General features: G+C 63.7%; 9 protein-coding genes. 6 read left to right on the top strand and 3 right to left on the bottom strand.

The genetic code is table 11. The features are described from left to right. Nucleotides 1-30: 30 nt before the first annotated feature. From hutI to ACIGGE_RS01145, 6 genes are all read left to right on the top strand, one after another. Nucleotides 31-1,248 (top strand): imidazolonepropionase, encoded by a 1,218-nt coding sequence (hutI, locus tag ACIGGE_RS01170; RefSeq protein WP_397489172.1) that lies wholly within the window; start codon nt 31-33, stop codon nt 1,246-1,248. Continuing rightward, complete coding sequence (gene hutH, locus ACIGGE_RS01165) at nt 1,241-2,773, top strand: histidine ammonia-lyase (RefSeq protein ID WP_397489171.1); 1,533 nt, start codon at nt 1,241-1,243, stop codon at nt 2,771-2,773. The genes hutI and hutH overlap by 8 nt, the downstream gene beginning before the upstream one ends. Further along, the gene (hutG, locus tag ACIGGE_RS01160) at nt 2,770-3,558 is read left to right on the top strand and encodes an N-formylglutamate deformylase (protein ID WP_397489170.1); all 789 of its coding nucleotides are present in this window, start codon (nt 2,770-2,772) and stop codon (nt 3,556-3,558) included. The genes hutH and hutG overlap by 4 nt, the downstream gene beginning before the upstream one ends. After that, nucleotides 3,555-5,228, top strand: coding sequence for a urocanate hydratase (gene hutU / locus ACIGGE_RS01155; protein WP_397489169.1), 1,674 nt, complete (start codon nt 3,555-3,557; stop codon nt 5,226-5,228). Before hutG ends, hutU begins: the two co-directional genes overlap by 4 nt. A gap of 102 nt (nt 5,229-5,330) precedes the next feature. Further along, nucleotides 5,331-7,118: a DUF885 domain-containing protein gene (locus ACIGGE_RS01150; protein ID WP_397489168.1), complete on the top strand. Its 1,788-nt coding sequence runs from the start codon at nt 5,331-5,333 to the stop codon at nt 7,116-7,118. A 26-nt stretch (nt 7,119-7,144) separates the two neighbouring features. Beyond that, nucleotides 7,145-8,923 (top strand): DUF885 domain-containing protein, encoded by a 1,779-nt coding sequence (locus ACIGGE_RS01145; RefSeq protein ID WP_397489167.1) that lies wholly within the window; start codon nt 7,145-7,147, stop codon nt 8,921-8,923. Nucleotides 8,924-8,997: 74 nt separating this feature from the next. Here ACIGGE_RS01145 and ACIGGE_RS01140 read toward each other — a convergent pair whose 3' ends face one another. Genes ACIGGE_RS01140 through ACIGGE_RS01130 form a run of 3 tightly spaced genes read right to left on the bottom strand, consistent with a single transcriptional unit; the run spans nt 8,998 to nt 12,978 of the window. Continuing rightward, complete coding sequence (locus ACIGGE_RS01140) at nt 8,998-11,052, bottom strand: S9 family peptidase (RefSeq protein ID WP_397489166.1); 2,055 nt, start codon at nt 11,050-11,052, stop codon at nt 8,998-9,000. Between the two features lie 49 nt (nt 11,053-11,101). Next, the gene (locus ACIGGE_RS01135) at nt 11,102-12,418 is read right to left on the bottom strand and encodes a PepSY-associated TM helix domain-containing protein (RefSeq protein WP_397489165.1); all 1,317 of its coding nucleotides are present in this window, start codon (nt 12,416-12,418) and stop codon (nt 11,102-11,104) included. Beyond that, a complete protein-coding gene (locus tag ACIGGE_RS01130) occupies nt 12,415-12,978 on the bottom strand; it encodes a hypothetical protein (RefSeq protein ID WP_397489164.1) in 564 nt (187 codons plus the stop codon). Before ACIGGE_RS01130 ends, ACIGGE_RS01135 begins: the two co-directional genes overlap by 4 nt. Nucleotides 12,979-12,985: the final 7 nt, after the last annotated feature.

Here is a 12,985-nt window from a genome sequence, read left to right as displayed (position 1 = left end):
TAATCATACGGTAAGGAGATGCGCAAGAGTATGGCAGGCCGAGTCTTCACCCACTGCAAAGCCGCGACGCTGGTCGCAGGGGCTACGGGCTATGGTCTGGTCGAAGATGCTGCGATTGCAGTCCAAGAGGGGCGGATTTCCTGGGTCGGGGATACAAGCGATCTGCCGCAGGATTACGCCGACTGGGAGAAGGACGAGCTGGAGGGGGCACTCGTTACGCCCGCGCTGGTCGATTGCCACACGCATCTCGTTTTCGGCGGCGATCGCAGCCGCGAATTCGCACTTCGTCTCGAGGGCGCGAGCTATGAAGAGATCGCGAAGGCCGGTGGCGGCATCCGTTCGACTGTTTCTGCGACGCGGCAAGCGACGGATGAGGACCTGCTTGCCAGCGCCGTGCGCCGCGTCGACGATTTGCTCGCAGACGGTGTCGCGGTGATCGAAGTGAAATCGGGCTATGGCCTGACCATCGAACAGGAAATGCGCATGCTGCGCGTTGCGCGCGCGATCGAGGGGCACCGCCCCGTCCGCATCCGCACCAGCTGGCTCGCGGCCCACGCGCTGCCTCCCGAATTCGAGGGCGAGGCCGACCGCTACATCGACGAAATCGTGATCCCGGGCCTTGAAGCCGCCGTCGCCGAAGGTCTGGTCGATGCGGTCGACGGGTTTTGCGAAGGCATCGGCTTTTCGCCCGCGCAGATCCGCAAGGTCTTCGACAAGGCACGCGAACTGGGCGTGCGGGTCAAGCTGCATGCCGAGCAACTGAGCGACCTCAAGGGCTCGGTAATGGCCGCCGAATATGGCGCCTTGTCCGCCGACCATCTCGAATGGCTCGCGCCCGAGGACGCTGCCATCCTAGCCGAAAAAGGCGTGGTCGCGGTCCTCCTGCCGGGGGCATTCTATGCCCTGCGCGAAACGCGCCTGCCGCCGCTGGACGCATTGCGCGAAAACGGTGTGGCGATGGCGCTCGCCACCGATTGCAATCCGGGCAGCTCGCCCTTGTCCTCGCTGCGCCTCGCCATGAACATGGGGTGCACCCTCTTTCGCATGACGCCCGAAGAAGCGCTGGCCGGGGCGACCCGCCATGCCGCGAAGGCGCTGGCGCTGGAGGAAGACCACGGCACGATCGAGGCGGGCAAGCGCGCCGACCTCGCGGTATGGGACGTCTCCCACCCCGATTATCTCAGCTACTGGATCGGCGGGCATTTGCTGCGCGGCCGGATCACTGCAGGATCATATCACGATGCTTGAATTGTCGCCCGGTTCGCTGGGGTTGGCGCAGATCGAGGAACTGTACCGTTCGCCCGGCCCCTTCCGGATCGACCAGTCGGCGATGGATGCCGTGGCCCAATCGGCCGACCGTCTCGGCGCGGCGCTCGGCTCGGGCGAGGCGATCTACGGCGTCAACACCGGCTTCGGCAAGCTCGCCAGCGTCCGCATCGGCGAAACCGATCTCGGCACGCTCCAGCGCAATCTGGTGCTTTCGCACAGCGCGGGCTTCGGCCCGCCGCTCGATCCGCAGATCGTGCGCTTCATCATCGCGCTCAAGTGCCTTTCGCTGGGACGCGGAGCGTCCGGGGTCCGGCCCGTGGTCGTCGAACGGTTGCAGCAGCTGGTCGAGGCTGGCGTGACCCCCATGGTCCCGGAAAAGGGATCGGTCGGCGCATCGGGCGATCTTGCCCCGCTGGCACATGTCGCCGCCACGTTGATCGGGGAAGGCGACGCCTTCTACAGAGGCGAACGCATGGCGGCGGGCGCGGCCCTGCAGCGCGCAGGCCTCGAACCGCTCGTGCTCGAAGCCAAGGAAGGGCTCGCGCTGCTCAACGGCACGCAGGTGTCCACCGCTCTGGCCCTTGCCGCGTTGTTCGACAGCTGGCGGCTGGCGATCAATTCGCTCGTCACCACGGCGCTGTCGCTCGATGCGGCGATGGGTTCGACCGCGCCGTTCCATGACGAGATCCACCGGCTGCGCGGCCATCGCGGCCAGATCGTGGCGGCGCAGATCATTCGCGACCTGCTGGACGGATCGCAGATCCGCGAAAGCCACCGCGAAGACGATCTGCGTGTGCAGGACCCCTACTGCCTGCGCTGCGCACCGCAGGTGATCGGCGCCTGTCTCGACCAGTTGGCGCATGCCGGCGAAGTCCTGCGGATCGAGGCCAATGCCGCGACCGACAACCCGCTGGTGCTGAGCGACGGCTCCATCGTGTCGGGCGGCAATTTCCACGCGGAACCCGTCGGCATGGCGGCCGACGGTATCGCCATTGCCGTTTCGGAAATCGGCGCCATCGCCCAGCGGCGCATCGCCCTGCTGGTCGATCCGACCTTGAGCTTCGGGCTGCCCGCCTTCCTTGCGCCGTCGCCGGGCCTGCAATCGGGACTGATGATCGCCGAGGTCACCAGCGCCGCGCTGATGAGCGAGAACAAGGCGCTGGCCAATCCGCGCGTGGTCGATTCCACCCCCACGTCCGCCAATCAGGAAGACCATGTGTCTATGGCCTGCCACGGCGCGCGCCGCCTGATCGAAATGAACGGCAATCTGGCCGCCATCGTCGGGATCGAGGCGATGACGGCAGCACAGGGGGTCGAGTTTCGCGCACCTCTCGCCACCAGCGACACACTGGGCGCGGTCATCGCGCGTATCCGCGACGTCTCGCCCACGCTTACCGAAGACCGGCTGATGGAACCCGATATCGCCGCCATGGCGCAATTGCTGGGCACCCAGCTCCTGAGTGAAGGCATAGCCTGTTCCTCGATCGCGGACTTTACCCGGTGAACCCGGTCACGGTCATCGCAGGCGATGGCCCGATCGTGCTGGCCCAGCCGCATTCGGGCACTTTCGTGCCGCAGGACATCGCGGCGAACCTGACCGCGCGGGGCCGCAAGCTCGCCGATACGGACTGGCACATTCCGCAGCTCTACGACGGCCTGTTGCCCAATGCCACGATCGTGCGGGCCGAATTCAATCGTTATGTCATCGATGCCAACCGCCCGCCCGATGGCGCGACGCTTTATCCCGGGCAGAACACCACCGGGCTGGTCCCGATGGTCGATTTCGAAAACCACCCCCTGTGGCTCGAAGAACCGGGCGACGCCGAAATCGCGCGCCGCCGCGAGGCGTTTCATCGCCCCTATCACGCGGCCCTCCAAGCCGAACTGGACCGGGTGCGCGGCCTCCACGGTTTCGCCGTGCTCTACGATTGCCATTCGATCCAGTCATGCCTGCCGTTCCTGTTCGAAGGCCGGCTGCCCGATCTCAACATCGGCACCGACAATGGCGCGACCTGCCATCCCGCGATCGAGACCGCGGTCGCCAGCGCCTGCGCCGACGGGCCCTACAGCCATGTCGTCAACGGGCGGTTCCGCGGCGGCTGGACCACGCGGCATTACGGCCGGCCCGACCGCAAGGTTCACGCGATCCAGATGGAGATCGCGCAATCGACCTATCTCGAAGCGGAGGAACCGCCCTTCGCCTATTCCCCCGACAAGGCCGCCAGCCTGCGCGATACGCTCGCCGCGGTGTTCGGCGGCATCCAGAGCACATTCGGAGACATTGCATGAGTATCGACCGCCGCAACGCCCGCGACATCAAGGCGCCGACGGGCCCGGAACTCACCTGCGGCAGCTGGCAGACCGAGGCGCCGTTCCGCATGATCCAGAACAATCTCGATCGCGAGGTGGCGGAAAACCCTGACGAGCTGGTGGTTTATGGCGGCATCGGCCGCGCGGCGCGCAGCTGGAGCGATTTCGAAGCGATCCTTTCGAGCCTCAAGACCCTGGCGGACGATGAGACGCTGCTGGTGCAGTCGGGCAAGCCCGTCGGCGTGTTCCGCACGCACGCCGATGCCCCGCGCGTGCTGATCGCCAATTCGAACATCGTGCCGCACTGGGCGAACTGGGACCATTTCAGCGAGCTCGATAGGAAGGGCCTGATGATGTACGGCCAGATGACGGCCGGTTCGTGGATCTACATCGGCACGCAGGGCATCGTTCAGGGCACCTACGAAACCTTCGTCGAGGCGGGCCGCCAGCATTATGGCGGCGATCTAAACGGCAAATGGATCCTGACCGGCGGGCTTGGCGGCATGGGCGGGGCGCAGCCGCTCGCCGCGGCGATGGCCGGGGCCTGCTGCCTGGCGGTCGAATGCAATCCCGAGAGCATCGATTTCCGCCTGCGCACGCGCTATCTCGACGAGAAGGCCGAAAGCCTGGACGAAGCGCTTGCCCTGATCGAGCGCTGGACCGCCGCAGGCGAGGCGAAGTCGGTCGGCCTGCTGGGCAACGCCGCCGAAATCTTCCCCGAACTGGTGAAGCGCGGGGTGCGGCCCGACATCGTCACCGACCAGACCAGCGCGCATGATCCGGTCAACGGCTACCTGCCCGAAGGCTGGACCATGGGCGAATGGCGCGCCAAACGCGAAAGCGATCCCAAGGCGGTGGAGAAGGCCGCGCGCGCATCCATGCGCAGGCAGGTCGAAGCCATGATCGCCTTCTGGGAGGCGGGCGTGCCGACCCTCGATTATGGCAACAACATCCGTCAGGTCGCGCTGGAGGAAGGGCTGGAAAATGCCTTTGCCTTCCCCGGCTTCGTGCCTGCCTATATCCGCCCGCTGTTCTGCCGCGGGATCGGCCCGTTCCGCTGGGCCGCGCTGTCGGGCGATCCGGAAGACATCTACAAGACCGACGCCAAGGTGAAGGAACTGCTGCCCGACAACCATGCCTTGCACAACTGGCTCGACATGGCGCGCGAACGGATCGCCTTCCAGGGCCTGCCGGCACGGATCTGCTGGGTCGGGCTGGGCGACCGCCACCGCCTGGGCATGGCGTTCAACGAGATGGTCGCCAGCGGCGAGCTGAAAGCACCGGTGGTGATCGGTCGCGACCATCTCGACAGCGGATCCGTCGCCAGCCCCAACCGCGAAACCGAAGCGATGAAGGACGGCTCGGATGCAGTCAGCGACTGGCCGCTGCTCAACGCGCTGCTCAACACGGCAAGCGGGGCGACCTGGGTCAGCCTGCATCACGGGGGCGGGGTCGGCATGGGCTTTTCGCAGCATTCGGGCATGGTCATCGTGGCCGACGGGACCGAAGACGCCGCGCGCCGGCTCGAACGCGTGCTGTGGAACGACCCGGCCAGCGGCGTGATGCGACACGCCGATGCGGGCTACGAGGATGCGCTCGATTGCGCGCGGGAAAAGGGCCTGCAGCTTCCCGGCATTCTGGGCGCATAGGTCCACGTATTTCGCGGACCCTTGCCGACCGTTGGTCGAGAGGGCTTTGCTACCGGAGCGAGTGCAGCTAGCCTCCCGGCGCATATCTGGGGAGCTACATCAATGAGCCGTAATTTCAGCCGCCTCGCATCGGCGATCGCCATCGCTTGCGCCACCGTGTCCGTGCCTGCCTTCGCACAGGATCATTCGGGGCACCCTGCCGGCATGTCTGCAAGCGAACACGATGCTGCCAAACTGCATGCACTTTTCGAGCGCAGCGAAGCCGAAGCGCTCGATCGCAATCCCATTACCGCCTTCTTTCGCGGGGACTTTTCCGATGCGGACAAGCTAGGAGATTTCTCTCCCGCCAGCTACGCCGAAGAGCGCGCCGCTGCGGAGGCGAATCTGGCCGAACTGGCGACCGTGGACCGCGATGCACTGAGCGAAACCGATCGCATCGCCTATGATGTCTTCGAATACACCCAACAGCGGACGCTGGCGATGACCTCGCCCGAGATACTGCCCACCGTGCTTGCGCTGCCGATCGATCATTTCCGCGGGATGCATGTGTTCTACCCGCGTTTTTCCGCGCCCGGCGCGCTGATGCCGTACGACACGGTCGAGGACTACGAAAACAATTTCAGCCGTCACCGTGAAATGGCGAAGATCGTCGATCAGGCGATCGCGCGCTTCAAGACTGGCGCAGCATCGGGCATCACTTTGCCGCGCATGTCGGTAGAATTGATGATCGAACAACTCGATCTTCAGCTCGATGCGCCGATCGAAGAAAGCCCCTACTGGTCTCCGGTTGCAAGTTTCCCCGACAGCATTTCGCAGGCCGAACAGGAACGGCTGACGAAGCAGCATCGCGAGGTACTTACCGGCACGTTGATGCCTGCGTTCAAGAAGCTGCGGGATTATCTGGCCAACGAATATCTGCCGCAAGCGCGCACTAGCATTGCTGCAACCGACAACCCCGGCGGCGAAGCTTACTATGCCTATCGCATCGAGGATAACACGACCCTCCCGCTGACCGCGCAGCAGGTCCACGACACCGGTCTCGCCGAAGTCGCGCGCATCAACGCTGCGATCGAGGAAGCGAAAGCGGAGGCCGCAGGGCGTACGGGTGAAACCTATACCAGCAAGGCGGACTTGCAGGCCGCGTGGTATGACGTCGCCGAACGGGTCGATCCGTTGATGGATCAATTGTTCCTCCGCATTCCAAAGACCGAACTGCGTATCGAACCTTACGAACCCTACCGTGAAAAGTTCAACCTTGCCGCCAGCTATATGGCTGGCAAAGCCGACGGATCGCGGCCAGGCACCTTCTATTTCAGCGGCTACAATCTTGCAGAGCGCAAGCTGGGCACGTCGATCGCGCTGTACATGCACGAGGGCAATCCCGGCCATCACTTCCAGTCTATGTTCGCTATCGAGAATGAGGATTTGCCCGAATTCATGCGCTACGGCGGGTTCACCGCTTTCAGCGAAGGCTGGGGCCTGTATGCCGAAAGCCTGGGTTACGAACTTGGCCTGTATGACGATCCGGTCGATCGTCTTGCAGCCCTTCAGGGCGGTGAATTGCTGCGCGCCGTGCGGCTGGTTGTCGATACCGGTATGCACGCCCTCGGCTGGAGCCGCGATCAGGCGATCGAATATATGGTTGCCAACGGGCAACCCCGCGATTTCGCCGAGAGCGAAACGGCGCGCTACATCGTGATGCCCGCGCAAGCACTCGCCTACAAAACGGGTGAACTGAAGATCAAGGAATTGCGCGCCAAGGCGCAGGCCGCATTGGGCGAAAATTTCGACGTGCGCAGGTTCCATGAGCAGGTGCTCAATACAGGCGACATGCCGCTGCCGGTGCTGGAATCCAAAATAGACGCGTGGATTGCCGGGGGTGGTCAGTGAGCGCAGCGAAAAGGACCCGAACGGCCATGAACCGCATCGCTCTAAGAGCCGCTTCCGCGTTTGCCATCGCTGTTACTGCGGTGGCGGCTCCGGCTGCGCTTGCCCAGCCTGGCACGGCTCCAACCGCTCAGCACAGCGAAGGACAGAAGCTGCGCGATCTTCTCGCCCGAAGCGAAGCTGCTGCACTCGACCGATCGCCCATATCCGCATTTTACAGGGGCGATTTTTCGGATGCGGACAAGCTCGGCGATTTTTCGCCGGCAAGCTTTGCGGCTGACCGCGTAGCAACCGAAACAGAGTTGGCCGAACTGGCAACGATCGATCGATCCACGCTGGGCGCACAGGACCAGATCGCCTACGATACGTTCCGTTATGCCGGTGAGCGTACGCTCGCCGGGTTGCAACCGGAAATCCTGAAAATCCGCTTGGCGCTGCCGCTGGATCACTTCACCGGCATTCAGGGCGATTATCCGGGATTTTCCGCCCCCGATGGTGTGATGCCGTTCAAGACGCCGGGCGATTACGCCGCCAATATCGCTCGCCACGAGGCTTACGGGCAAATGGTGGAAGACGTCATCGCGCGGTTCGATAACGGGCTGGAACAGGGCATCACCCTGCCGCGACTGACGGTCGAGATGATGATCGAACAGCTCGACACACAGCTTTCGACGCCCGCCGAAGAGAATGCCTATTATGCGCCGCTGCGGGCACTGCCTGACAGTTTCACCGATGGTCAGAAACAGCAGGCTCGTGCAGATTTGACAGCGTCGATCGATCAAACGCTCTATCCGGCAATCCGTCGGCTGCGGGCTTATCTGGCAGATACCTATCTTCCCAAGGCACGCGATACGGTTGGTCTTTCTGCCATGCCGGGCGGCGACGCCTTTTATGATTATCGCATCGCCGAAATGACCACTCTGCCGCTTACCGCGCAAGAGGTTCACGATCTCGGCCTGTCTGAAGTCGCGCGGATCAGCAAAGCTCGCGAGCAGACGATTGCGGAGCGAGGTGAACGTCGCCCGCAAATCTACAAAACGAAGGATACCCTGCAGGCAGCCTGGTACGAAACCGCCAAGGAAGTCGACAGCAAGATCGGACCGATGTTTCTCAGCGGACCCGAAACACCGCTGCGGATCGAACCGTACGAACCCTATCGCGAACAGTTCTTCCTCGCGGCGTCTTATCAGGCTGGCGACCCCGAGCGCGATCGCCCGGGCACCTTCTACTTCAGCGGCTGGAACGCTGCCGAACGCGAACTGAGCCCCTCGGTCCGGCTGTACATGCACGAAGGCAACCCCGGCCATCACTACCAGATCATGTTCGCCATCGAAGACGAGAACCTGCCCGATACGCTAAAGCACGGCTGGTACACCGCGTTCGGCGAAGGATGGGCACTTTACGCCGAAAGCCTCGGGTATGAATTGGGTCTCTACGATGATCCGGTGGAGCGGCTGCAGGCCCTGGAGGATGGCGAGTTGAAACGCGCCGTCCGGCTGGTTGTCGATACCGGGATCCATGCCCTCGGCTGGACCCGGCAGCAGGCGGCCGATTACATGGTCGAGAACGGCAGTGCGCGCGATTACGCGGAAAACGAGGTCGCTCGCTACATCGCCATGCCGGGACAGGCGCTTGGCTACAAGATAGGCGAATTGAAAATAAAGGAACTGCGTGCTCGCGCCGAAGCGACGCTAGGCGATGGTTTCGACGTTCGCCGGTTCCACGACCAGGTACTCAACAGCGGCAACGTCCCGCTGGCGGTGCTGGAAGCCAAGGTCGATGCATGGATCGCAGCCGGCGGTCAATAGCCTGACCGTGCAGTGGTAAAAAAGGGGGCCGCGCGATCCAGTGTCGCGCGGGCCACTTTTTTGTCTCTTAGGCGTCAGTCCGCGCTGGCGGTGCCGGTCGTGCCTGCAGGAAGATCGGGACGGGTGGCGGGTAGTTTCGCCTTGCGGTCGCCCGTCTTCAGATAGGTGTCGAACCAGCGCATCATACGCAGGTTATAATCGTACCGGGCGGCGGCCCTGCTATTGCCGTGACCTTCGCCCGGAAACAGGACGAGCCGCACTGGCACGTCGGGCTTGCGCACCTTCATGCTGCGATAAAGCTCGTAGCTCTGACTGGGGGCGACGCGGGTGTCTTCGGCGCCGTGCATGATCAGCAGCGGCGTGTTCGCCTTGTCGACATGGTAGATCGGCGAAACCTCCAGCATGGCCTGCCAGTCGTCCCACGGCCATTTGCCCGAATGCACGTTGTACATCTCGTATGGGATGTCGGTCGTTCCAAACTTGCTCACCTGGTTGGAAATGCCCACGAACATGACGCCGGCGGCGAACTCGTCGCTCAGTGCGGTTGCGGCCCAGCCGGTGGCGTAGCCGCCATAGGATCCGCCGGTGATGCCGGTACGGTCCGGATCGGCTATTCCCGCGTCGACGAGGGCGCGCTTGGCATCGACCAGATCGGTGAATTCCGGATCGGTGTAATTGCCGGTGTGCTGCTTGGAAAAAGCCGTGCCGTAGCCGGTGGAGCCGCGATAATTGGGGAGGAACACGGCATAACCCTGTCCAGCGGCAACCTGTCCCGGCTTCGAATAGGCGGTCTGCCAGCCATTGCTGTCATGTGCTTCCGGGCCGCCATGGACGTTAAGGATCAGGGGCGCCCCACCGCGCTTGGCCCCGCCCACGGGTTCGATCAGAACGCCTTCGACTTCCTGACCATCACGCGCGGTATAGGTGAAGGCGCGCTGCTTGCCGAAGTCGATGTCCTTCAGCCAATCGTTATGGGTGGTCCAGCGCTGGAAGCCGTCGTCCTTCCAGACGAAGAGCTCGGTCGGATGCTGCGGGCTGCTCGCTTCCACCGCGATAGTGTTTCCGCCAGCCTGAATGCTCGACAGGATAAGCTCGCCCCCATCGTGTTCCGCAGCGACCGAACCGTCGGCATTATAGATCCGCAGGGCGCTCTGTGCGCCCTTGTGGATCACTGCCGCCAGCCGTCCGTCGGCCAGCCATTCGGCGTCGACCGCGGCTTCGGGCGCACCGGCGTTGAGCGCGCGATACTGCCCGGTTGCCATGTCGACCAGATGCAGCGTCGTCTCAGCAGGATCGTTCATGTCGACCCCGGCAATCATGGAAAGCTGCGTCCCGTCCGGCGAAATCTCGATATCGCCCAGCTTGCCGGGCGTTTCGACCACGCGCAGCACCTTGCCGCTCGTCAGGTCGAGGATATGCGCGCGTTTCGAGGTATAGGCATCGTCGATCTGCGGAGTGGGCGCGCTGTCGACCACGGCATGGCGGCCATCGGGCGCAACGCGGAAGGCGCTGACATAGCCGGGGATCGTCACGGCTTTCGGATCGGTATCGAGCGTTTCGCCAACGCGGGCCGAGAACAGGCGCGTCAGCTTCGCTTCCTCTTCGTAGACGATCGCATTGAAGCCGGCCTTGGACTGCTTGTCGCGCGCCTTGTCTTCCTCTGCTCCGGCGAGCATCCAGATTGTCGTGCCGTCGGGTGACCAGGCATAGGAACGCACGCCGGCGCCATCCACCGCAGCAAGTTTGCGTTGACCGCCGCCGTCGACCGGGATGCCCCATACGGCAGACTTTTCGTCTTCGTCCGCCCAGACGAAGCTGATCATCCGGCCATCGGGCGAGAAGGAAATGCCCGACACGTCGATGTCTTCGGGCAGGAAGGCGCGCGCGTTATCGGGGCCATAAGCGAGATTGAGGCGCTCTTCGGTCGAACCGTTCTCTTCACCGTCGGTCACATCGGGCAGGCTTGCGGTGGTATAGGCGATGCGGCTGCCATCGGACGACACGGCAATCGTGCCCACGCTTTCCAACCGGGCGACATCTTCCGGCGTCATCGGCCGGGCCTGTGCCTGCGCGGCGAGCGAGGCGGTGGCGAGCAGAATGCCCGCAGTTAACGGCGCGCGAAAAGTCATGTGTGTGCAATCCTCCTGAAACGTGTGGGACCGCTATACCGATCAGGGACTAGGGGGCAAATTCCGGCACCGCGGGCTTTGCCTTGACGATTGTCGATCTGCGCGATGCCATCAGCGCGATCGCCACCACCGCCAGGGTCACGATCCAGAATATGGCCACGAAGGGCGCTTCATTGCCCGTCGTCATGCGCGCAGCCAGCGTCGCTGCGATGCCCAGCGGCATGCCGATCGTGATCCCCCACCAGCTTGCCCTGATGGACGGGCGCGGGCTGCCCTTCCGGTCCTGCTTGTTCAACCAGATGAAGGTGCCCGTCGACACCACGATGGTGAGCGCGATCCCGAACACGATATAGGCCAGCTTTACCGCCAGGCCGCCGAAATTCCCGAAATGCAGATTATAGATCGACGCCGCGATCTGCTGGCCGAGCGTCCCGTCCGCCAATCCGGCGGTGCCATTGAATGTCCCATCTGCGCCGAACGCGTAATATTCGCCGAAAATCAGGCGCTGGCCATGTACGCCGACAATCTGCACATGCTGCCCGCGCGTGCCGGGATCGTGCAGGATGGCATAGGAAACGCGGACCTCGGGATAGTTGCGGGCCATATAGTCCAGGGCGGGCGTCACCTTGGGCAGAGGCGCTGCTGCCTCGTCCTCGTCCGGTTCCGTTCCGAAAACAGGCGCAATCGCAGCCTCGCTATCCCCGTCATAGTCCGCTGCTGCCAGGCTGTAGCCCGAGATGTAGAACAGCCCGATCATCGCTCCCGTCAGAGCAATCGCTAGTGCAAAAGGCAGGGTCCACACCGCCAGCCTGTTATGCCAGTCGAGCGTGGACACTTCATCGTTACGCCGTGCGCGCAGACGAAACGCATCGCGGAAAATGCGCGGGTGCGCCACGATCCCGCTGACAGCCAGCGCCACGATCATCGCGCCGAACAGTCCCACCAGGCTCATGCCCCAGACGGACGGCAGGTTGAGCCGGTAATGCAAGGCCAGCAGGAACTCCGCCCAGGCGTTTTCTTCCGGCACGGCAATCGCGCCCTGCGCATCGATATGAAAGGCCTGCGTGTCCGTGGTGATGGTTGTACGGGGCAGCGCTTCCGTCGGCATGTGTACGTAAAGATGGGTGGTCGGTGTCGCGCCTTCCTCGGCTGCCACGACATTGGCGATACCCGCATCGACCGCTTGCGGTGCGATCCGGTCCATTTCCGGCGCACCCGGCTGTTCGAACCGCTGCATTTCCTCGAACAGCACGATGGCCGTGCCGGTCACACAGATCAGGTAGAGCAACGCGCAGCAGACGAGGCCGATGGCGGAATGGGCGGAAACCCCTTTGCGAACGGTTTGCTTGGCGAAGAGTGGTTTCACGAGCGGCCTCCCAGCAGGATGAGCGGAACGAGCGACAGGGTGAGCGGGATGGCCAGCAGGGCGATCTGCGATGTGCGCTTCGTGCTCATCAACATCGCGAAGGTCAGCAACGGCCAGACGAGCGGAACAAGGCCGAGTACCATGACATTGCCATCCGCTTCTGCCACCGGCCAGCGCATGGCCAGATCGCGTGCGGCAAGGGCGATGGCGATTGTCACGACCAATGCCGCTGGTCCCGTCAGCGCGAAAGTCATCAGGCCGCGGCGCCAATCCCCGGCTTCTGCGCCGCTCGCCCCGTTTGCCGCGGCCTTTGCTCGCCGCGAAGCCTTGGGCATTTCAAAGGCGCCCGGGGCCAGCGCAATGCAGGCTGCTGCCGTCCCAACCAGCATTATCACGGTCAGACCCCACGCTCCTGCGCCGCTCCATCCGCCAGCGGCACCGACGGCGAGCAAAAACCACCCGGCGGTGTTGTGCGGGACAGATCGACCTGTGCGGCGCCAGGAGTATCGCAATATCGCGATGCCGAGGATAGCAGACCCGGCGCCTGCGAGAATGAGCACGTCCCCC

Source organism: Qipengyuania sp. NPDC077410 (assembly GCF_044543405.1).
GTDB lineage: Bacteria > Pseudomonadota > Alphaproteobacteria > Sphingomonadales > Sphingomonadaceae > Qipengyuania > Qipengyuania pacifica.
Note: the sequence above shows the minus strand (reverse complement) of the source record. Positions and strands in the feature narration are given on the sequence as shown.

What these genes read in the sequence shown, in the direction of transcription:
- hutI (WP_397489172.1), top strand. Translation starts at nt 31, where the DNA reads ATGGCAGGCCGAGTCTTCACCCACTGCAAAGCCGCGACGCTGGTCGCA.
- hutH (WP_397489171.1), top strand. Translation starts at nt 1,241, where the DNA reads ATGCTTGAATTGTCGCCCGGTTCGCTGGGGTTGGCGCAGATCGAGGAA.
- hutU (WP_397489169.1), top strand. Translation starts at nt 3,555, where the DNA reads ATGAGTATCGACCGCCGCAACGCCCGCGACATCAAGGCGCCGACGGGC.
- ACIGGE_RS01150 (WP_397489168.1), top strand. Translation starts at nt 5,331, where the DNA reads ATGAGCCGTAATTTCAGCCGCCTCGCATCGGCGATCGCCATCGCTTGC.
- ACIGGE_RS01145 (WP_397489167.1), top strand. Translation starts at nt 7,145, where the DNA reads ATGAACCGCATCGCTCTAAGAGCCGCTTCCGCGTTTGCCATCGCTGTT.
- ACIGGE_RS01140 (WP_397489166.1), bottom strand. Translation starts at nt 11,052, where the DNA reads ATGACTTTTCGCGCGCCGTTAACTGCGGGCATTCTGCTCGCCACCGCC.